General features: G+C 51.6%; 17 protein-coding genes and 1 pseudogene. 9 read left to right on the top strand and 9 right to left on the bottom strand.

Annotation, left to right across the window (positions count from 1 at the left end; genetic code table 11):
- Nucleotides 1-156: 156 nt before the first annotated feature.
- Nucleotides 157-660, bottom strand: a complete 504-nt coding sequence (mobB, locus tag OGX81_RS00030) for a molybdopterin-guanine dinucleotide biosynthesis protein MobB (protein WP_104867949.1) — start codon at nt 658-660, stop codon at nt 157-159.
- Nucleotides 657-1,241 carry a molybdenum cofactor guanylyltransferase MobA gene (mobA, locus tag OGX81_RS00035; RefSeq protein ID WP_060815954.1) on the bottom strand — a complete coding sequence of 195 codons (585 nt, stop codon included), beginning with the start codon at nt 1,239-1,241 and terminating at the stop codon, nt 657-659. The genes mobB and mobA overlap by 4 nt, the downstream gene beginning before the upstream one ends.
- A gap of 68 nt (nt 1,242-1,309) precedes the next feature.
- Between mobA and OGX81_RS00040 the strand changes: the two genes are divergently transcribed.
- The 3 genes from OGX81_RS00040 (at nt 1,310) to dsbA (ending at nt 3,292) form a co-directional block, all read left to right on the top strand.
- The gene (locus OGX81_RS00040) at nt 1,310-1,579 is read left to right on the top strand and encodes a YihD family protein (protein WP_012133952.1); all 270 of its coding nucleotides are present in this window, start codon (nt 1,310-1,312) and stop codon (nt 1,577-1,579) included.
- Nucleotides 1,580-1,655: 76 nt separating this feature from the next.
- The gene (locus OGX81_RS00045) at nt 1,656-2,642 is read left to right on the top strand and encodes a serine/threonine protein kinase (RefSeq protein ID WP_104867948.1); all 987 of its coding nucleotides are present in this window, start codon (nt 1,656-1,658) and stop codon (nt 2,640-2,642) included.
- Between the two features lie 26 nt (nt 2,643-2,668).
- Nucleotides 2,669-3,292, top strand: coding sequence for a thiol:disulfide interchange protein DsbA (dsbA, locus tag OGX81_RS00050; protein ID WP_012133950.1), 624 nt, complete (start codon nt 2,669-2,671; stop codon nt 3,290-3,292).
- A 12-nt stretch (nt 3,293-3,304) separates the two neighbouring features.
- Here the strand turns inward: dsbA and yihG are convergent, their stop codons facing one another.
- On the bottom strand, nt 3,305-4,240 hold the full coding sequence (gene yihG, locus OGX81_RS00055; RefSeq protein ID WP_047459928.1) for a 1-acylglycerol-3-phosphate O-acyltransferase, YihG family: 936 nt from the start codon (nt 4,238-4,240) through the stop codon (nt 3,305-3,307).
- Between the two features lie 363 nt (nt 4,241-4,603).
- Between yihG and polA the strand changes: the two genes are divergently transcribed.
- Both polA and spfP read left to right on the top strand, forming a co-directional pair.
- Nucleotides 4,604-7,390 (top strand): DNA polymerase I, encoded by a 2,787-nt coding sequence (gene polA, locus OGX81_RS00060; RefSeq protein ID WP_049009351.1) that lies wholly within the window; start codon nt 4,604-4,606, stop codon nt 7,388-7,390.
- Nucleotides 7,391-7,556: 166 nt separating this feature from the next.
- The gene (spfP, locus tag OGX81_RS22080) at nt 7,557-7,604 is read left to right on the top strand and encodes a small protein SpfP (RefSeq protein WP_071892919.1); all 48 of its coding nucleotides are present in this window, start codon (nt 7,557-7,559) and stop codon (nt 7,602-7,604) included.
- Nucleotides 7,605-7,891: 287 nt separating this feature from the next.
- On the opposite strand, the gene yihA is transcribed toward spfP, so the two are convergent.
- Entirely contained in the window at nt 7,892-8,524 is a 633-nt protein-coding gene (yihA, locus tag OGX81_RS00065) for a ribosome biogenesis GTP-binding protein YihA/YsxC (protein WP_024130677.1), read from the bottom strand.
- Nucleotides 8,525-8,765: 241 nt separating this feature from the next.
- On the opposite strand from yihA, the pseudogene OGX81_RS00070 reads away from it, so the two are divergent.
- The 3 genes and pseudogenes from OGX81_RS00070 to hemN all read left to right on the top strand — a co-directional run bounded on the left by OGX81_RS00070 (nt 8,766) and on the right by hemN (nt 11,240).
- Nucleotides 8,766-8,990, top strand: a pseudogene (locus OGX81_RS00070) (hypothetical protein).
- A 178-nt stretch (nt 8,991-9,168) separates the two neighbouring features.
- On the top strand, nt 9,169-9,678 hold the full coding sequence (gene yihI, locus OGX81_RS00075) for a Der GTPase-activating protein YihI (RefSeq protein WP_012133944.1): 510 nt from the start codon (nt 9,169-9,171) through the stop codon (nt 9,676-9,678).
- A 188-nt stretch (nt 9,679-9,866) separates the two neighbouring features.
- Complete coding sequence (hemN, locus tag OGX81_RS00080; RefSeq protein ID WP_012133943.1) at nt 9,867-11,240, top strand: oxygen-independent coproporphyrinogen III oxidase; 1,374 nt, start codon at nt 9,867-9,869, stop codon at nt 11,238-11,240.
- 90 nt (nt 11,241-11,330) lie between these two features.
- Here the strand turns inward: hemN and OGX81_RS00085 are convergent, their stop codons facing one another.
- The 4 genes from OGX81_RS00085 to glnA form a co-directional block, all read right to left on the bottom strand.
- Nucleotides 11,331-11,441, bottom strand: coding sequence for a YshB family small membrane protein (locus tag OGX81_RS00085; protein WP_096753919.1), 111 nt, complete (start codon nt 11,439-11,441; stop codon nt 11,331-11,333).
- Between the two features lie 111 nt (nt 11,442-11,552).
- A complete protein-coding gene (gene glnG, locus OGX81_RS00090) occupies nt 11,553-12,962 on the bottom strand; it encodes a nitrogen regulation protein NR(I) (RefSeq protein ID WP_012133942.1) in 1,410 nt (469 codons plus the stop codon).
- Nucleotides 12,963-12,973: 11 nt separating this feature from the next.
- Nucleotides 12,974-14,023 (bottom strand): nitrogen regulation protein NR(II), encoded by a 1,050-nt coding sequence (gene glnL / locus OGX81_RS00095; RefSeq protein WP_047459914.1) that lies wholly within the window; start codon nt 14,021-14,023, stop codon nt 12,974-12,976.
- 279 nt (nt 14,024-14,302) lie between these two features.
- Nucleotides 14,303-15,712, bottom strand: a complete 1,410-nt coding sequence (gene glnA / locus OGX81_RS00100; protein ID WP_024130676.1) for a glutamate--ammonia ligase — start codon at nt 15,710-15,712, stop codon at nt 14,303-14,305.
- Nucleotides 15,713-16,089: 377 nt separating this feature from the next.
- Here glnA and typA point away from each other — a divergent pair, with 377 nt between their 5' ends.
- Nucleotides 16,090-17,913, top strand: a complete 1,824-nt coding sequence (gene typA, locus OGX81_RS00105) for a ribosome-dependent GTPase TypA (protein ID WP_012133937.1) — start codon at nt 16,090-16,092, stop codon at nt 17,911-17,913.
- Nucleotides 17,914-18,024: 111 nt separating this feature from the next.
- On the opposite strand, the gene ompL is transcribed toward typA, so the two are convergent.
- The gene (gene ompL / locus OGX81_RS00110; protein WP_024130675.1) at nt 18,025-18,717 is read right to left on the bottom strand and encodes a porin OmpL; all 693 of its coding nucleotides are present in this window, start codon (nt 18,715-18,717) and stop codon (nt 18,025-18,027) included.
- Between the last annotated feature and the right edge of the window lie 20 nt (nt 18,718-18,737).

Below are 18,737 nucleotides of genomic sequence, written 5' to 3' on the forward strand. Positions count from 1 at the left end.
CCCATGCGAGAGTAGGGAACTGCCAGGCATTAATTAAGTGAAGAGGCCATCCTGAGGGATGGCCTTTTTGCGTTCATGCGCCCGGCATATATGCGCTGTTCTGCCGGATGACGCTGCGCCTTATCCCGCCTGTAAAAAACCTGTGCTGCCCGCGTACTATCGTCCCAGCCAACGCAAAACAAATGTAGCGATCTGTGGTATATCATTGATATCTAATAGCGGGACGTCCAGGGAAAGCGGAATGTTGCTGGCGACGGCGATCACATGTTCATCAATGGTCAGCTCATCCACTTCATGCCCACACCCCTGTCGGAATAATAAGATCTTCGCCACCGCTTCGTGCTTAAAACCTTCAACAAGCACTATATCCAGCTTAGAAGCATCCATTCGACTCACCAGATACGTTAAATCCAGCTCAGGTTCTTCCGGTGTTTCTGTCATCAGCGCCCAACGTTGCTGACTGGCGACAAGCGTTTGTGCTGCGCCTGCCTTGCGTAACTCGTAACTGTCTTTTCCGGGCTTATCTACGTCCATATTGTGATGGGTATGCTTAATTAATCCTGGGCGAACCCCTCTGGCGCATAACGCTGGAATCAATTTCTTGAGCAGCGTAGTCTTACCGGTGCCGCTCCATGCGGCTATGCCGAGTAGTGGGATCATGATTTCTCCTGCCATCTGGCGAGTTCTTCCGGCGTATTCACATTCACAAATGCCTGTTTAAAATCACTGAAATCAACAGCATGACCACCGGCCTGGCGCATAAAGACCATGACTCGCCGTTCACCTGACCGGAGATATTCCTGTAAGAAAGGTGCTACGGAGCGATTAACCAGTGCAATTGTCGGGTGGTCCCGCTCGCCGTCGTGAACCCATACGACAGGCGCGTTATTACGCTGAGCTTTTAAACGCGCAACCAGATTGCGGGGAATGTAAGGCGTGTCACAAGGGCAAAACAGAAACCAGTCTCCCTTCTCTTGCTGTAAAACAGACAACATACCCGCCAGAGGCCCCGGAAAATCGGCCAGTGAATCGGGGATCACTTTCAGACCGCTTTGTTGATAAATATCCTGATGGCGATTCGCGTTAATCACGACGGTTTCAAGCTGAGACGCCAGCGTATCAGCAACATGCTTCCAGAGTGGTTTGCCATCCAGCTCAAGCAGACCCTTATCTGCCCCCCCCATTCGCCTGGCCTTACCGCCTGCCAGCACAACCCCCGTTATTGCACTCTCCAGATTCACTGATATCGCCTCTTTTATTGTGGGATTGACCCTGCTAACGTATCTACATCAAATTAAGGAGCACAGCCATGAAATGTAAACGCCTGAATGAAGTCATTGAACTCCTGCAACCAGCCTGGCAGAAAGAGCCCGATCTTAATCTGCTGCAATTTTTACAGAAACTGGCGAAAGAGTCAGGTTTTGACGGCGAACTGGCGGATTTAACCGACGACATTCTGATCTATCACCTGAAAATGCGTGACTCCGCAAAAGATGCGGTGATTCCTGGCATTCAGAAAGATTATGAAGAAGATTTCAAAACGGCGCTATTACGCGCACGCGGCGTGATTAAAGAGTAAAACCTTGTAAGCGGCGCCACCGAAATCGCCACAAAATGATATCCTGAATCATTCGTAGTATTTTCCGGATGATGGGATGAACGATAACGCTTTTACTTTCCAGACATTACACCCGGATACCATCATGGATGCGCTGTTTGAACAGGGAATCCGGGTGGATTCCGGTCTTACCCCGCTCAACAGCTATGAAAACCGCGTCTATCAGTTTCAGGACGAAGACCGTCGGCGCTTTGTCGTTAAGTTTTATCGCCCTGAGCGTTGGTCTGCCGATCAAATACGGGAAGAGCATCAGTTTGCACTGGAACTGGTAAAAGATGAGGTGCCGGTCGCGGCGCCGCTTGTCCTCAATGGCCAGACGCTACTGAACCACCAGGGATTCCACTACGCGATTTTCCCAAGCGTCGGCGGGCGGCAGTTCGAAGCGGATAATATCGATCAGATGGAGGCGGTAGGACGCTATCTGGGTCGCCTGCATCAGACCGGGCGTAAACATTCTTTTGCCTTCCGGCCGACAATGGGCCTGGAAGAGTATCTCATTGAACCTCGTAAACTTTTCGAAGACTCATCACTGATTCCCGCGGGGCAAAAAGCGGCTTTCCTGAACGCGACGGACACTCTTATTGCCGCCGTTACCGAACGTTGGCATACCCGTTTTGAGACGCTGCGTTTACACGGGGATTGTCATGCCGGAAATATCCTCTGGCGCGATGGCCCGCTGTTTGTTGATTTAGATGATGCCCGCAATGGCCCTGCCGTTCAGGATCTGTGGATGCTGCTGAATGGCGATAAAGCCGAGCAGCGGATGCAGCTTGAAACGATTATCGAGGCTTATGAAGAAGTTAGTGAGTTCGATACCGCTGAAATAGAACTTATTGAGCCTTTACGCGCGATGCGTTTGGTTTATTATCTTGCCTGGCTGATGCGTCGCTGGGCTGATCCTGCGTTTCCTAAAAATTTCCCGTGGTTAACCGGGGAAGATTACTGGCAACGGCAGACTGCGACATTTCTTGAGCAGGCAAAAGTGCTGCAAGAACCCCCTTTACAATTAACGCCAATGTATTAAACGGACACATCAGGAGAGAGTTGATCATGAAAAAGATTTGGCTGGCGCTGGCTGGTATGATTTTAGCTTTTAGCGCATCGGCAGCGCAGTTCAGTGATGGTAAGCAATACATCACACTGGATAAGCCCGTTGCTGGCGAGCCTCAGGTTCTGGAGTTTTTCTCCTTCTACTGCCCGCACTGCTATCAGTTTGAAGAAGTGCTGCACGTTTCTGATAACGTGAAGAAAAAGCTGCCTGAAGGCACCAAAATGACCAAATACCACGTTGAGTTCCTGGGCCCATTGGGTAAGGACCTGACGCAGGCATGGGCTGTGGCGATGGCACTGGGCGTAGAAGATAAAATCACTGCGCCGATGTTTGAAGCAGTACAGAAAAACCAGACCGTTCAGTCTGCTGCCGATATTCGCAAAGTATTCGTTGATGCGGGTGTGAAAGGTGAAGACTACGATGCGGCATGGAACAGCTTCGTGGTGAAATCACTGGTTGCGCAGCAAGAAAAAGCGGCCGCTGATCTCCAGCTTCAGGGTGTACCGGCGATGTTTGTAAACGGCAAATATCAGGTTAACCCGCAAGGGATGGATACCAGCAGCATGGATATCTTCGTACAACAGTACGCCGATACCGTGAAACATCTGGTTGAAAAGAAATAAAAAAATCGCCGGTCATTGACCGGCGTTTTTGTTTTCCGCTTTAATCTTTTCTATCTGTTCGTCTTTTTCATTCCAGAGTGCATTCAACCAAAGCTGGAAACGGCGTTTGAATCCTTTGTCGTTCACATAGTCACCGTGCAGCTCTTCTTTAATCGGCTCCAGATCGATACGTACCACGATGCGCGTCAGTTTACCGCTCAACATATCGTAGAATGGTTTCCGATCGTTTTCCGGGTAGCAGAGGGTAACGTTGAGCAGCTTATCAAACTGAGACCCTAAGACGTTTAGCGCCATCGCGATCCCCGCCGCTTTTGGTGGGAGAAGGTTTTTATATGGCGAGCGAGTTTGCCGACGTTTCTCTTCGGTAAAACGCGAACCTTCGACAAAATTTACGATCGTTGTGGGATGCGCGCGAAATTTCTCGCAAGAACGGCGGGTTGTTTCTACATCTTTACCGCGTTGTTCGGGATGACGGAGCAAATAAGCGCGCGAGTAGCGTTTCATAAACGGCATATCCAGCGCCCAGCAGGCCAGGCCGATAAACGGCACCCAGGCTAACTGCTGCTTAAGAAAGTATTTATTCATTGGAATGTGCTTACGGAACAGAACGCAAAGCACCACGATATCGGCCCAACTGTGATGGTTACAAATAAGCAGATACCAGTTTTTCTTGTTCAGGCCTTCCAGCCCTTCCACGTCCCATTTAAGCCACGGATTGAGATGTAGCAGCAGCGCCAACCCTTCACACCAGCAGTACATCATGAAATTACAAAAAACGGATACCTTGCGCCAGACGACAGGAATGGGCAAAAGGAGCTTCACGATCCCGGCAAGGATGATCGGCACAGAACAAAAAATAGTGACCAAAATGGTCAATACGATACTCAGCAACAGCGTTATCGCAGCGAGTATTCTTGTCATAATTAAATTATTCAACGGGTTAGCCATAAATAGTGCGCGAAAGAGACGCAAGGGGCTGATTTTATCAGAAAACGCATCAAATGACGGGTCTTAGCGAAACAGAAAAAATATTGATATCTATCCACACACTGAGATGACGCTGAATAATGGGATAAAGTTCTGGTGATTTAATTAACGTATTGAAAAATAAGAGTAAGTTTAATGAAAATTAAATCATCAGGATGAAATTAAATGAAATGTAATAATTTATGCACAAAGTTATCCACAGTTCGCTTTGCGAGCGATCCAGAAGATCTACAAAACTTTTTCGACAAATGCGGCGAAAAACTCATGTTTTCATCCTGTCTGTGGCATCCTTTACCCATAATCTGATAAACAGGCACGGACATTATGGTTCAGATCCCAGAAAACCCACTTATCCTTGTAGATGGCTCATCTTATCTCTATCGCGCGTATCACGCCTTTCCTCCTCTGACGAACAGCGCAGGGGAGCCTACAGGGGCGATGTACGGTGTTCTCAACATGCTGCGCAGCCTGATTATGCAGTATCAACCGACGCATGCCGCAGTGGTATTTGATGCCAAGGGTAAAACCTTCCGTGATGAGTTATTTGAACATTACAAATCGCATCGCCCGCCGATGCCTGATGACCTGCGTGCGCAGATTGAACCGCTGCATGCGATGGTAAAAGCGATGGGCCTGCCGCTGCTGGCTGTTTCGGGCGTGGAAGCGGACGACGTTATCGGTACGCTGGCGCGTGAAGCCGAGAAGGTGGGCCGTCCGGTGCTGATCAGCACCGGTGACAAAGATATGGCCCAGCTGGTGACGCCAAATATCACGCTGATTAATACCATGACCAATACGATTCTGGGCCCGGATGAGGTCGTGAACAAGTACGGTGTTCCACCCGAATTGATCATCGATTTCCTGGCGCTGATGGGCGACTCTTCCGATAACATTCCTGGCGTGCCGGGCGTGGGTGAAAAAACCGCCCAGGCGCTCCTTCAGGGGTTAGGCGGGCTGGATACCCTGTATGCCGAATCAGATAAAATTGCGGGCTTAACCTTCCGTGGCGCGAAAACCATGGCCGGGAAGCTTGAGCAGAATAAAGAGGTGGCTTACCTCTCTTATCAACTGGCTACCATCAAAACGGATGTCGAACTGGAGCTAAGCTGCGATCAGCTTGAAGTACAACAGCCAGCGGCTGAAGAGTTGCTTGGCCTGTTTAAGAAATATGAATTTAAGCGCTGGACCACCGATGTGGAAGCGGGTAAATGGCTACAGGCGAAAGGTGCGAAGCCCGCAGCAAAACCGCAGGAATCCATTGTTATTGATGAAACGCCAGACGTGCCTGCGACCGCGCTTTCTTACGATAACTACGTCACCATCCTGGATGAAGCGACGCTGGAAAGCTGGATTGAGACGCTGAAAAAGGCGCCCGTTTTTGCATTTGATACCGAAACGGACAGCCTGGATAACCATGCGGCGAATCTGGTTGGTCTCTCTTTTGCTATTGAACCGGGCGTGGCGGCCTATGTTCCTGTGGCGCATGACTACCTGGATGCGCCCGATCAGATTTCCCGCGAGCGAGCGCTGGAGCTGTTGAAGCCGCTGCTGGAAGATGAGAAGGCGCGTAAGGTTGGGCAAAACCTGAAGTACGATCGCGGCGTATTGCAGAACTATGGCATTGAGCTGCGTGGTATTGCTTTTGACACTATGCTCGAATCCTACATTCTGAACAGCGTTGCTGGCCGCCACGACATGGACAGCCTGTCCGAACGCTGGTTGAAGCATAAGACCATCACTTTTGAAGAGATTGCCGGTAAAGGTAAAAATCAGCTGACCTTTAACCAGATTGCCCTGGAAGAGGCCGGACGTTATGCCGCAGAAGATGCGGACGTTACGTTACAGCTGCATTTGAAAATGTGGCCAGAGCTACAGCAGTACAAAGGGCCGCTGAATGTCTTCGAGAATATCGAAATGCCGCTGGTGCCGGTGCTTTCCCGCGTAGAGCGTAACGGTGTAAAAATCGACCCTGCCGTGCTGCACAAGCATTCAGAGGAGATCACGCTGCGTCTGGCGGAGCTGGAGAAGAAGGCGCATGAGATCGCCGGAGAAGAATTTAACCTCTCTTCTACCAAACAGTTGCAAACCATTCTGTTTGAAAAACAGGGTATTAAGCCGCTGAAGAAAACGCCGGGCGGTGCGCCGTCCACCTCGGAAGAGGTGCTGGAAGAGCTGGCGCTGGACTATCCGCTGCCGAAGGTGATTCTGGAATATCGCGGGCTGGCGAAGCTGAAATCGACCTACACCGATAAACTCCCGCTGATGATCAACCCGAAAACCGGGCGAGTGCATACCTCTTATCATCAGGCGGTGACCGCGACGGGGCGTTTATCGTCTACCGATCCTAACCTGCAAAATATTCCGGTACGTAACGAGGAAGGGCGCCGTATTCGTCAGGCGTTTATCGCTCCGCAAGATTACGTCATCGCATCAGCGGACTACTCGCAGATTGAACTGCGTATTATGGCGCACCTTTCCCGCGATAAAGGTCTGTTAACCGCCTTTGCCGAAGGAAAAGATATCCACCGGGCGACGGCTGCTGAAGTGTTTGGACTGCCGCTGGAGAGCGTTACGGCTGAACAGCGCCGCAGCGCCAAAGCGATTAACTTTGGTCTGATCTACGGCATGAGCGCATTCGGTCTGGCGCGTCAGCTCAATATTCCGCGCAAAGAGGCGCAGAAGTACATGGATCTCTACTTCGAACGCTACCCTGGCGTACTGGAATATATGGAACGCACGCGCGCTCAGGCAAAAGAGCGAGGTTATGTTGAAACGCTGGAAGGGCGTCGTCTCTACTTGCCGGATATTAAATCCAGCAATGCTGCGCGTCGTGCCGGTGCGGAACGTGCCGCCATCAACGCTCCGATGCAGGGGACGGCAGCAGACATCATCAAGCGCGCTATGATTGCCGTCGATAAATGGCTGCAAGATGAACAGCCGCGCGTGCGTATGATCATGCAGGTACACGATGAACTGGTGTTCGAAGTGCATAAAGATGATCTCGACGTGGTATCGAAAAAGATCCATCAACTGATGGAAAACTGCACGCGTATTGATGTGCCGTTGCTGGTGGAAGTGGGTAGCGGCGAAAACTGGGATCAGGCGCACTAAGGCTTTACTGAATAACGCGCTTTTTTCGTAACTAAGCAACATAAGATAGAACGTTTTGTGATGATCATTAGAATTCCCTATGTAAAGAATGAAAAAAAATTACAAAAAGTGCTTTCTGAGCTGCTCAAAAAAGAGTAAAGTTATTCGCGTAGGGTACAGAGGTAAGATGTTCTATCTTTCAGACCTTTTACTTCACGTAATCGGATTTGGCTGAATATTTTAGCCGCCCCAGTCAGTAATGACTGGGGCGTTTTTTATTTTGCTCGTCATACTTCAAGCTGCATACGCGTTGGCTTCGAATTACTCGGTTCATCCATGAGCCTCACCCTTACGGGCCGCCGCTTCGCGGCGTTCAAATCTGTTCCAGACAGATTTGTCGCTCACCCCAGTCACTTACTTATGTAAGCTCCTGAGGATTTGCTGTGTTGCCGCCTTAGAGCAAGAATAAAGAACTGTAGGCCGGATAAGACGCGCAGCGGCGCCATCCGGCATATCGGTGGGTTATTCCCCGTCCTGCGTCTCTTCCACGGGAGCCAGATCGTTAAACCAGCTATCCAGTTTCTGACGTAATTTATCCACGCCTTGCTTCTTCAGGGAAGAAAACGTTTCTACCTGCACATCGCCGTTAAAGGCCAGTACCGCTTCACGCACCATATTCAGCTGCGCTTTACGTGCGCCGCTGGCCAGTTTGTCCGCTTTGGTGAGTAAAACCAGAACCTGAATGTTGCTCTCTACGGCCCACTGGATCATCTGCTGGTCGAGATCTTTTAACGGGTGACGGATATCCATCAGTACCACCAGGCCTTGCAGGCTCTGACGTTTTTCCAGATATTCGCCCAGCGCGCGTTGCCACTTACGCTTCATCTCTTCCGGGACTTCTGCATAGCCATAGCCGGGCAGGTCAACCAGACGTTTGCCTTCAACCACCTCAAACAGGTTGATGAGCTGAGTACGGCCCGGTGTTTTGGATGTACGCGCCAGGCTCTTCTGATTCGTAAGCGTGTTCAGCGCGCTGGATTTGCCTGCATTGGAACGGCCAGCAAAAGCCACTTCGATTCCGGTATCGGAAGGTAAATGGCGAATATCAGGCGCACTCATCACAAAGTGCGTCTGTTGATAATTCAAATTAGTCAAAGCGGTCGTCTCCGTCAGTCAAAGCTTTGCAGCGATTATACCTGAACAGCGGCAAAAGACGGATTTTTCAGCATGCGGGATGTGTGTAAGCTAAAACCATGCTCTTTGTGAGACATTGCCGATTGTTCTTATGCGAAATTTCAGAGTAAGCGCAGACCGAAAATTAAGATAAAATAATAAAATCATAACGTTATGTTTCAGGCAATATTCTGAAAAGTGGACATTCGCGTTTCGATTACTTGTGCGTTTATGCCAGAAGAGTAAAGTAGCATCCATAGCGAGGAAGCTGTCAGGATTACGACTCAGGATGAGGGTCAGGAGCGCCAGGAGGCGAAGACGCAGGATTTGTCAGGAAGACAAACGTTCGGAGACGTTAGTAAAAGGAAATGGAAACAACACGGAATGTTTCAGGCTAAGGGAAAAACAGGGCGTGTTGGTAGCCAACAGGGATCGTAGAGCCCGTTAGGGTTGTTAGACAGCAAAAAAGGCGACAGATTACTCTGTCGCCTTTTTTCTTTATAGGGTTTCTGCTAGATTCCGCGGCAAATGAAACTCGTCATACTTCAGGTTGCATGTGCGTTGACTTCCTGCAACTCGAATTATTTAGAGTATATACTGACTAAAACAGCCAAAGACGAATCACTATGAAATCAACTTCTACACCACGCGGTAAAGGTCCCGCAAAAGCGCGTCGTAAAACACGCGAAGAGCTGAATCAGGAAGCGCGCGACCGTAAGCGTCAGAAAAAACACCGTGGTCATGCGGCGGGGAGCCGTGCGACAGGTGACAACGCGGCTTCAGGCGGTAAAAACCAGAACAAGCAGAAAGATCCACGAATTGGCAGTAAAACCCCCATTCCCCTGGGTGTGACCGAAAAAGTCACCAAACAGCACAAACCGAAGAGTGAGAAACCTATGCTTTCACCGCAGGCTGAGTTGGATTTACTGGAAACGGATGAGCGCCTGGATGCGCTGCTGGAACGTCTGGAAGCAGGCGAAACCCTGAGTGCGGAAGACCAAACCTGGGTAGATGCCAAACTGGATCGTATTGATGAGCTGATGCAGAAGTTGGGCCTCTCTTATGATGACGATGAAGAAGAGGAAGAGGACGAAAAGCAGGAAGATATGATGCGCCTGCTCCGGGGCGGCAACTAACGGGTTTACACCGTGGGCCTTCCCGTCCTGCTTATAACCCTTCCGGTTGTATGTTATCTGGTGTGGTTATTCGTTAAACTACAGCGGTTGTCGCGGCGGCAGAAGTGGCTGCGCAACCGGTTTATTACCCGTAGTGGGGTAAAGCCGGTACGCCGTACCCGCCAGCGACGCCATCGGAAGGAGTGAGCATGTCTGAACAGTTGATAGACTGGGATCTGGCCCTGATCCAGAAATATAACTATTCCGGGCCACGATATACCTCGTATCCCACAGCGCTGGAGTTTTCGGAAGACTACGGCGAAGAGGCATTTCAGCACGCTGTGGCGCGTTACCCTGAACGTCCGCTGTCTCTGTACGTTCATATCCCGTTTTGCCATAAATTGTGCTACTTCTGCGGTTGCAACAAGATTGTGACCCGCCAGCAGCATAAGGCCGACCAATATCTCGATGCGCTTGAACAAGAAATTATTCATCGCGCGCCGCTGTTTGCCGGACGTCGCGTTAGTCAACTGCACTGGGGCGGCGGAACGCCAACGTACCTGAATAAAGCGCAAATCAGTCGGTTAATGACGCTTCTGCGTGGAAACTTTCATTTTAACGACGACGTCGAAATCTCGATCGAAGTCGATCCCCGTGAAATTGAGCTGGATGTGCTCGATCATTTACGCGCGCAAGGGTTTAACCGCCTGAGTATGGGAGTGCAGGACTTCAATAAAGACGTTCAGCGTCTGGTTAACCGCGAGCAGGATGAAGAGTTTATCTTCTCGCTGCTCAATCATGCGCGCGAGATAGGCTTCACCTCGACGAATATCGATCTGATTTACGGGCTGCCAAAGCAAACGCCGGAAAGCTTCGCCTTTACGCTCAGACGCGTGGCAGAGCTGAGCCCCGATCGCCTGAGTGTCTTTAACTACGCTCATTTGCCCACGTTATTCGCCGCTCAGCGCAAAATCAAAGAGGCCGACCTGCCCAGCGCGCAGCAAAAACTCGATATCCTGCAAGAGACCATCTCGTCGCTGACGGAGACGGGCTATCAGTTCATCGGGATGGATCACTTTGCCCGCCCGGATGACGAACTAGCCGTTGCCCAGCGTGAAGGCGTTCTGCATCGTAACTTCCAGGGCTATACCACTCAGGGCGATACGGACCTGCTGGGGTTAGGCGTTTCCGCCATCAGTATGATTGGCGACAGCTACGCGCAGAACCAGAAAGAGCTGAAGCACTACTATCAGCAGGTGGATGAGCTGGGGAATGCGTTATGGCGCGGCATTGTGCTGACCCGCGATGACTGCATTCGTCGGGATATTATTAAGTCGCTGATCTGCAACTTCCGTCTCGATTACGCAGCGGTTGAACAGCAGTGGGATCTCAACTTCGCGGCGTACTTTGCGGAAGATTTAGCGCTGCTGGCGCCGCTGGCGAAAGATGGGCTGGTGGATGTGGATGATAAGGGGATTCAGGTTACGCCGAAAGGCCGTCTGCTGATCCGTAACATCTGTATGTGCTTTGATGCTTATCTGCGCCAGAAAGCGCGGATGCAGCAGTTCTCACGGGTGATTTAGTGGCGTTGCCCGGTGGCGCTACCGCTTACCGGGCCTACAAGTTAACATCAACCGTAGGTCGGATAAGCGGTAGCGCCATCCGGCACGCATTTAGCTAAACAGCCCAACCAGCGCTGCACACAGCACTGCGGCAACCGCAGTTTGTGGCGTGTGGCTGTCGACCGCTCCGCTCGATACCAGATTGATTAATGATTCCAGCATGATGATTCCCCCTGTTTGCCGGGCATGATCATACTCAACTCATCGGAACAGTAAAGCGCAAAATAACGGCAATTTGCGCTTAAATATTAATCTTTACACAACGACGAATCGTCACTCCATACCCAGCTCTTTTAGCTTGCGAGTCAGGGTGTTACGACCCCATCCCAGCAGCCGTGCCGCTTCCTGTTTGTGCCCCTGGGTATGACGCAGCGCGGTGGTTAACAGCGTACGCTCCAGCTCAGGCTGCGCTTCAGAAAGCAGGTTTTGATGACCGGAACGCAACGCGCGATCCGCCCACTGCGCCAGCAATGTGGCCCAACTGTCTGACTGTATGTGCGACTGGCTGTCTGGCACCGTGGCTTCAAACAGCTCGCCGGGTAAGTCCTGAATCAGAACCTCCTGTCCGGCGGCCATCACCGTTAACCAACGGCAGGTATTCTCCAGTTGACGCACGTTGCCAGGCCAGGCCAGACGCGTCAGCGCCGCTTCGGTTTCCGGGTGGAGCAATTTGGCTTCGACGCCCAGTTCGCGGGCAGCCACTTGCAGGAAATGCCGCGCCAGGCGTGGAATATCTTCCCGACGCTCGCGCAGCGGCGGCAAATGTACGCGAATCACGTTCAGGCGGTGGAACAGATCTTCACGGAACTTACCTTCCTGTACGCGTAATTCCAGGTTCTGATGGGTGGCGGCGATAATCCGCACATCAACCTTCACCGGCGCATAGCCACCAACGCGGTAAAACTGCCCATCGGCTAAGACGCGTAGCAAACGCGTCTGCACATCCAGCGGCATATCGCCGATCTCATCGAGAAACAGCGTGCCGCCGTCGGCCTGCTCAAAGCGCCCCTGACGAATGGTATTCGCCCCGGTGAACGCCCCTTTTTCATGACCAAACAGTTCGGACTCGATCAAATCCTTCGGAATAGCCGCCATATTCAGGGCGATAAAGGGAGCTTTAACGCGTGGGCTATGGCGATGCAGCGCATGGGCGACCAGCTCTTTACCGGTCCCGGACTCGCCGTTGATCAGCACGCTGATAGACGAGCGTGAGAGGCGGCCAATAATGCGAAAGACATCCTGCATCGCGGGCGCTTCGCCGATGATATCGGTTGTTGGGCCGTTGATCTGGACATTGCGCGGCTGTTGCTGCTCCTGATAATGGCTGATCGCGCGTTCAACCAGCGCGACCGCTTCGTCAATATCAAAAGGCTTTGGCAGATAATCAAACGCGCCTTGTTGATAAGCGCTGACGGCGGCATCGAGATCGGAATGCGCCGTCATTATGATGACCGGAAGCATGGGGTGACGCTGTTTGATCTGTTTTAACAGCGCCAGTCCGTCCATTCCCGGCATACGGATATCCGACAGCAGGACATCCGGCGTTTTACTCGCCAGCGCGTCCAGCACTTCGTTGCCGCTTTCAAATGTGGTGCAATGTAATCCCGCTCCGGCGAGCGCACGTTCAAGCACCCAACGGATGGAACTATCGTCATCGACTACCCAGACTATCCCTCGTTGCATAAACGTCACCTTTATTTCCTGATAGGCAGGTAAACCGAGAACTCGGTATGACCCGGCCAACTGGTAAATTCAATTTTGCCGGAATGCTGATCAATCAAATTACGGGCAATGGATAAGCCCAGCCCGGTGCCGCCTTCACGGCCGCTGACCATCGGGTAAAACAGCGTGTCCTGTAAATGGGACGGAATACCCGGCCCGTTGTCCTCAACGTCGATGCGTGCCGCCAGGCGATAACGCACGCCATGCAACGTCAGCTGGAATGCGGTACGGGTACGCAGAATGATTTCACCGCCTTCCGGCCCTAACGCCTGTAAGGCGTTACGCACGATGTTCAGCAGGACCTGTTCAATCTGGTCCGGGTCGTGAGGCAGTTCCGGTAGACTGGGGTCGTAATCACGAATCAGCGTGACGTTCTCCGGCAGCTCCATCGACACCAGTGCGACGACGCGTTCTGCGACTTTGTGGATACTCTCCGTGACGTGCATACCCGGCTGTTGCGGTCCCAGCAGTCGGTCAACCAGATTGCGCAACCTGTCGGCCTGCTCAATAATGACTTTGGTGTACTCCAGCAACGCCGGGTCAGGCAGGGCTTTACTGAGCAGTTGGGCCGCGCCGCGTAAACCACCAAGCGGGTTTTTGATCTCATGCGCCAGACCGCGCACCAGGTCGCGGGCGGCGATTTGCTGGGCATGCTGAAGCTGTTCCTGGCTCAGGCGACGCTGGTTATCCATCGGCGCCATTTCCAGCAGGATGAAGTTATCCGGCAGGCGCTGGGCGGTTAGCGAGAGAATATGAGAGCGTCCGTCGATCACCAGCGTGACTTCGTTGTCCGTAAATCCCTGACCCGCTTCCAGGCTTTCGCGCATCAGCCCAATATTTAATGAAAAATAGCTCAACAGCTCAGGCAGCGGCGTACCAAACAGCTTGCGGGCGCTTTGGGCGAGCAACTGTTGTGCGGCCGGGTTGGCGTAATGCACCGCCAGCTCGTCGTCGACCAGTAAGATGCTGTTGATTAAAGAATTGAGGATCTGCCCAGCATCGGGCTGCGTGCCTGTTGCCATTTAGCAGTCTCCTGGAATAGTTTGCACCAATTTAGTGCATTATAGCTTTTTACGTGTAAAAAGCGCGTGGGATCAGAACGTTGGTGGAGAAAAAAGCCCATCGTGTGATGGGCTACAGATGAGTGGCAAACGTTGTGCCGGATGGCGGCTTTGCCTTATCCGGCCTACAAGGTGATGTTACCGGTAGGCCTGATAAGCTTACGCCATCAGGCGTCTTATCATTCGCCATCAATCTCAAACCTGCCTGAACAGGCCAAAAGTTCCACGGCAACTCAACGATTAAACGCTGTAGTACAGCTCAAACTCTACCGGGTGCGGCGTCATGCGCACGCGGTCATTTTCTTCAATGCGCAGGGCGATGTACGCGTCGATCGCTTCATCAGTGAACACGCCGCCTGCTTTCAGGAATTCGCGGTCAATATCCAGCTCGTTGAGCGCTTCTTCCAGAGAGCCTGCAACCTGTGGGATCTCTTTCGCTTCTTCCGGCGGCAGGTCATACAGGTTTTTGTCCATCGCTTCGCCTGGGTGGATCTTGTTCTTAATACCGTCAAGACCCGCCATCAGCAGAGCGGCAAAGCACAGGTACGGGTTCGCAGCCGGGTCCGGGAAGCGCACTTCGATACGACGCGCTTTCGGAGAGGCCACAACCGGAATACGGATAGAGGCAGAACGGTTACGGGCGGAGTAGGCCAGCATGACCGGTGCTTCATAACCCGGGACCAGACGCTTGTAGGAGTTGGTGGTCGGGTTCGCCAGGGCGTTGATCGCTTTTGCGTGTTTGATTACGCCGCCGATGTAGTACAGCGCCTGCTCAGACAGACCCGCATATTTGTCGCCGGAGAACAGGTTAGTCCCGTTTTTGGACAGGGACATGTGGCAGTGCATACCGGAACCGTTATCGCCGAACATCGGTTTTGGCATAAAGGTCGCAGTTTTACCGAAACGGTGAGCGACGTTGTGCACAACGTATTTGTAGATCTGAATTTCGTCCGCTTTTTTGGTCATGGTGTTGAAGCGGGTTGCCACTTCGTTCTGACCTGCGGTTGCCACTTCGTGGTGGTGTGCTTCTACAACCAGACCCATTTGCTCCATAACGGAACACATTTCAGAACGGATGTCCTGAGAAGAGTCTACCGGCGGAACCGGGAAGTAACCGCCTTTTACTGCCGGACGGTGACCTTTGTTGCCACCTTCGTACTGGGTGGAGGAGTTCCATGCGCCTTCGATATCGTCGATAGCGACGTGGGAACCGGAGATAGAAGAACCGAAGCGGATATCGTCAAACAGGAAGAACTCTGGCTCTGGCCCGAACAGAACGGTGTCTGCGATGCCGGTAGAGCGCAGGTACTCTTCCGCGCGCTTGGCGATGGAACGCGGGTCGCGATCGTAGCCTTGCAGGGTGCCTGGCTCCAGGATGTCGCAACGAATAATCAGCGTAGAATCAGCGTAGAACGGGTCAATGACCGCAGTGGATGCGTCCGGCATCAGAACCATGTCGGATTCGTTGATACCTTTCCAGCCACCGATCGAGGAGCCGTCAAACATTTTGCCTTCTTCAAAGAATTCGGCATTCACCTGATGAGCAGGAATCGTGACGTGCTGTTCTTTACCTTTGGTATCGGTGAAGCGCAAATCAACAAACTTCACTTCATGCTCATTCAGCATCGTCAAAACGTGTTCAGCGGACATACTTAACTCTCCCGGATTGGTCATTGTCGTCGTGGTAACGAAGTCTTCAATTCTGCAAAAATTGGCCGTGTCGCCGTAAAAAATACAAAGCGAAATCTGTGCCAACTTTTAAATTGCCCCTAAAAGGCGTTATCATGCGCACCATCGTGCAAAAGGGCCGCACCATAGTGGATATGTTGCACCAATATAGTGCTTTAATGTGAACATTAAGCACCATGTTGGTGCAATGGACAGTGAGTGACCCTTTTAACGCTCCGTGAAAGCGATCACAAAGAAACTCTGCAATACTTGTTTGCGGAGGATCTCTGTGATCCTGTTTTGTAGTGCGATTAATCCGTGTACAATAACGCGCTATTTCTAATGCCTGAGGCAAAGTTGTGATCGAAAATTTGCGTAACATCGCCATCATCGCGCACGTTGACCACGGTAAAACTACCCTGGTCGATAAGCTGCTACAGCAATCCGGTACGTTTGATGCGCGTGCCGAAACTCAAGAGCGTGTGATGGACTCCAACGATTTGGAGAAAGAGCGTGGGATTACCATCCTCGCTAAAAACACTGCTATCAAATGGAATGATTACCGTATCAACATCGTTGATACCCCTGGACACGCCGACTTCGGTGGTGAAGTTGAACGTGTAATGTCCATGGTAGACTCCGTGCTGCTGGTGGTTGACGCATTTGACGGCCCGATGCCGCAGACGCGCTTCGTGACCAAAAAAGCCTTTGCTCATGGCCTGAAGCCGATTGTTGTTATCAACAAAGTTGACCGTCCTGGCGCGCGCCCTGACTGGGTTGTAGACCAGGTATTCGACCTGTTCGTTAACCTCGACGCGACCGACGAACAGCTGGACTTCCCGATCATCTACGCTTCGGCGCTGAACGGTATCGCAGGTCTGGATCACGAAGATATGGCGGAAGACATGACCCCGCTGTATCAGGCGATCGTTGACCACGTACCGGCACCGGACGTTGACCTGGACGGCCCGCTCCAGATGCAGATCTCTCAGCTGGACTACAACAACTATGTTGGCGTTATCGGCATTGGTCGTATCAAGCGCGGTAAAGTGAAGCCGAACCAGCAGATCACTATCATCGATAGCGAAGGCAAAACCCGTAACGGTAAAGTGGGCAAAGTGCTGACTCACCTGGGTCTGGAACGTATTGATAGCGACCTGGCGGAAGCGGGCGATATCATTGCAATCACCGGTCTGGGCGAGCTGAACATCTCCGACACCATCTGCGATCCGCAGAATGTTGAAGCGCTGCCAGCGCTGTCTGTTGATGAGCCGACCGTTTCTATGTTCTTCTGCGTAAACACCTCTCCGTTCTGCGGTAAAGAAGGTAAATACGTGACCTCTCGTCAGATCCTTGAGCGTCTGAACAAAGAACTGGTACACAACGTTGCGCTGCGCGTTGAAGAAACCGAAGATGCGGACGCGTTCCGTGTATCCGGTCGTGGTGAACTGCACCTGTCCGTTCTGATTGAAAACATGCGTCGTGAAGGTTTCGAGATGGCGGTTTCCCGTCCGAAAGTTATCTTCCGCGAAATCGACGGCCGTAAACAGGAGCCGTACGAAAACGTCACGCTGGATGTCGAAGAGCAGCATCAGGGTTCTGTGATGCAGGCGCTGGGCGAGCGTAAAGGCGACCTGAAAAACATGAATCCAGATGGCAAAGGCCGCGTACGTCTTGACTACGTGATCCCAAGCCGAGGTCTGATCGGTTTCCGTTCAGAGTTCATGACCATGACCTCCGGTACGGGTCTGCTGTACTCCACCTTCAGCCACTACGACGATATCCGTCCGGGCGAAGTGGGCCAGCGTCAGAACGGCGTACTGATCTCCAACGGTCAGGGTAAAGCGGTTGCGTTCGCACTGTTCGGTTTGCAGGATCGCGGTAAGCTGTTCCTGGGTCACGGCGCGGAAGTTTACGAAGGCCAGATCATCGGTATTCACAGCCGTTCTAACGACCTGACCGTAAACTGCCTGACCGGTAAGAAACTGACCAACATGCGTGCGTCTGGTACTGACGAAGCAACGGTTCTGGTTCCGCCGATCAAGATGACCCTGGAGCAGGCTCTGGAGTTCATCGATGACGACGAACTGGTAGAAGTGACTCCAACCTCTATCCGTATTCGTAAACGTCACCTGACGGAAAACGATCGTCGTCGTGCAATGCGTGGCGCGAAAGAAGAGTAATACGGGCTTACAAAATCGGCCTGATAACTCCGATTCGTAGGCCGGATAAGGCGTTAGCCGCCATCCGGCAACAAAAAGCCGCTGATTTCAGCGGCTTTTTTATTATCCTGTTCAGAAGAAATATTTTACCCCGACACGAATCTGGTTTTGCTCCCGATGGTAGGGCTCCACATTGCGATCCAACCAACGTAACTCTAAGTACGGCAGCCAGTTCTGGTTAATCCGGTATCTGAAAGTATTGGTAATTTCCCAGTGGTGTTTGGTTCCGTTGCTGCTGTTAAAATCATTCACATTATAAAAATAGTGTGGCTCAAAGGTATAAGAAAATTTATCAGTAATGATGAAATTCCAGTAGTTGCCGATTTCATAGCTATCGTTATTATCTAATTCACCATTTAAATCAGTAGAACTGTAGTTATTATGGTTGTAACGGTTACGAACCGTCAGGTTAAACCACGGCGTGAATTTATAATTGACGTCCAGATAAACAGCGCCGCCAGAACCGATGCTTTTATCGTTTATCAGACCACCGGGTTGAATGGTTAACCGGTCCGTCGGTTTAAATAACGGATACCAACCCTCAATTTCATTATAGCCATGCTTTAATTCATCATCACGCTGTAGCGTATAGGTGTTGGTTAACATAATTCCAGCCCCCATATCGGAGTTGTAGCCAACGCGCAGCATGAATTCCATTTGATCGGATGCCAGATTATAGGCTTCGCGGTTTTCCACATACGCGCCCGCAAAAACAGAAGTGGAGATAACAGAGGATAACAGCATTATTGTGTTCAACGTTTTCATAGTAAATCCATTTTTTAAGC

Source organism: Citrobacter sp. CK206, from assembly GCF_030333125.1.
In the GTDB taxonomy this organism is placed as follows: domain Bacteria; phylum Pseudomonadota; class Gammaproteobacteria; order Enterobacterales; family Enterobacteriaceae; genus Citrobacter_B; species Citrobacter_B koseri.

What these genes read in the sequence shown, in the direction of transcription:
- yihG (WP_047459928.1), bottom strand. Translation starts at nt 4,240, where the DNA reads ATGGCTAACCCGTTGAATAATTTAATTATGACAAGAATACTCGCTGCG.
- glnL (WP_047459914.1), bottom strand. Translation starts at nt 14,023, where the DNA reads ATGGCAACAGGCACGCAGCCCGATGCTGGGCAGATCCTCAATTCTTTA.
- glnG (WP_012133942.1), bottom strand. Translation starts at nt 12,962, where the DNA reads ATGCAACGAGGGATAGTCTGGGTAGTCGATGACGATAGTTCCATCCGT.
- OGX81_RS00085 (WP_096753919.1), bottom strand. Translation starts at nt 11,441, where the DNA reads ATGCTGGAATCATTAATCAATCTGGTATCGAGCGGAGCGGTCGACAGC.
- dsbA (WP_012133950.1), top strand. Translation starts at nt 2,669, where the DNA reads ATGAAAAAGATTTGGCTGGCGCTGGCTGGTATGATTTTAGCTTTTAGC.
- hemN (WP_012133943.1), top strand. Translation starts at nt 9,867, where the DNA reads ATGTCTGAACAGTTGATAGACTGGGATCTGGCCCTGATCCAGAAATAT.
- polA (WP_049009351.1), top strand. Translation starts at nt 4,604, where the DNA reads ATGGTTCAGATCCCAGAAAACCCACTTATCCTTGTAGATGGCTCATCT.
- OGX81_RS00040 (WP_012133952.1), top strand. Translation starts at nt 1,310, where the DNA reads ATGAAATGTAAACGCCTGAATGAAGTCATTGAACTCCTGCAACCAGCC.
- yihI (WP_012133944.1), top strand. Translation starts at nt 9,169, where the DNA reads ATGAAATCAACTTCTACACCACGCGGTAAAGGTCCCGCAAAAGCGCGT.
- OGX81_RS00045 (WP_104867948.1), top strand. Translation starts at nt 1,656, where the DNA reads ATGAACGATAACGCTTTTACTTTCCAGACATTACACCCGGATACCATC.
- mobB (WP_104867949.1), bottom strand. Translation starts at nt 660, where the DNA reads ATGATCCCACTACTCGGCATAGCCGCATGGAGCGGCACCGGTAAGACT.
- ompL (WP_024130675.1), bottom strand. Translation starts at nt 18,717, where the DNA reads ATGAAAACGTTGAACACAATAATGCTGTTATCCTCTGTTATCTCCACT.
- glnA (WP_024130676.1), bottom strand. Translation starts at nt 15,712, where the DNA reads ATGTCCGCTGAACACGTTTTGACGATGCTGAATGAGCATGAAGTGAAG.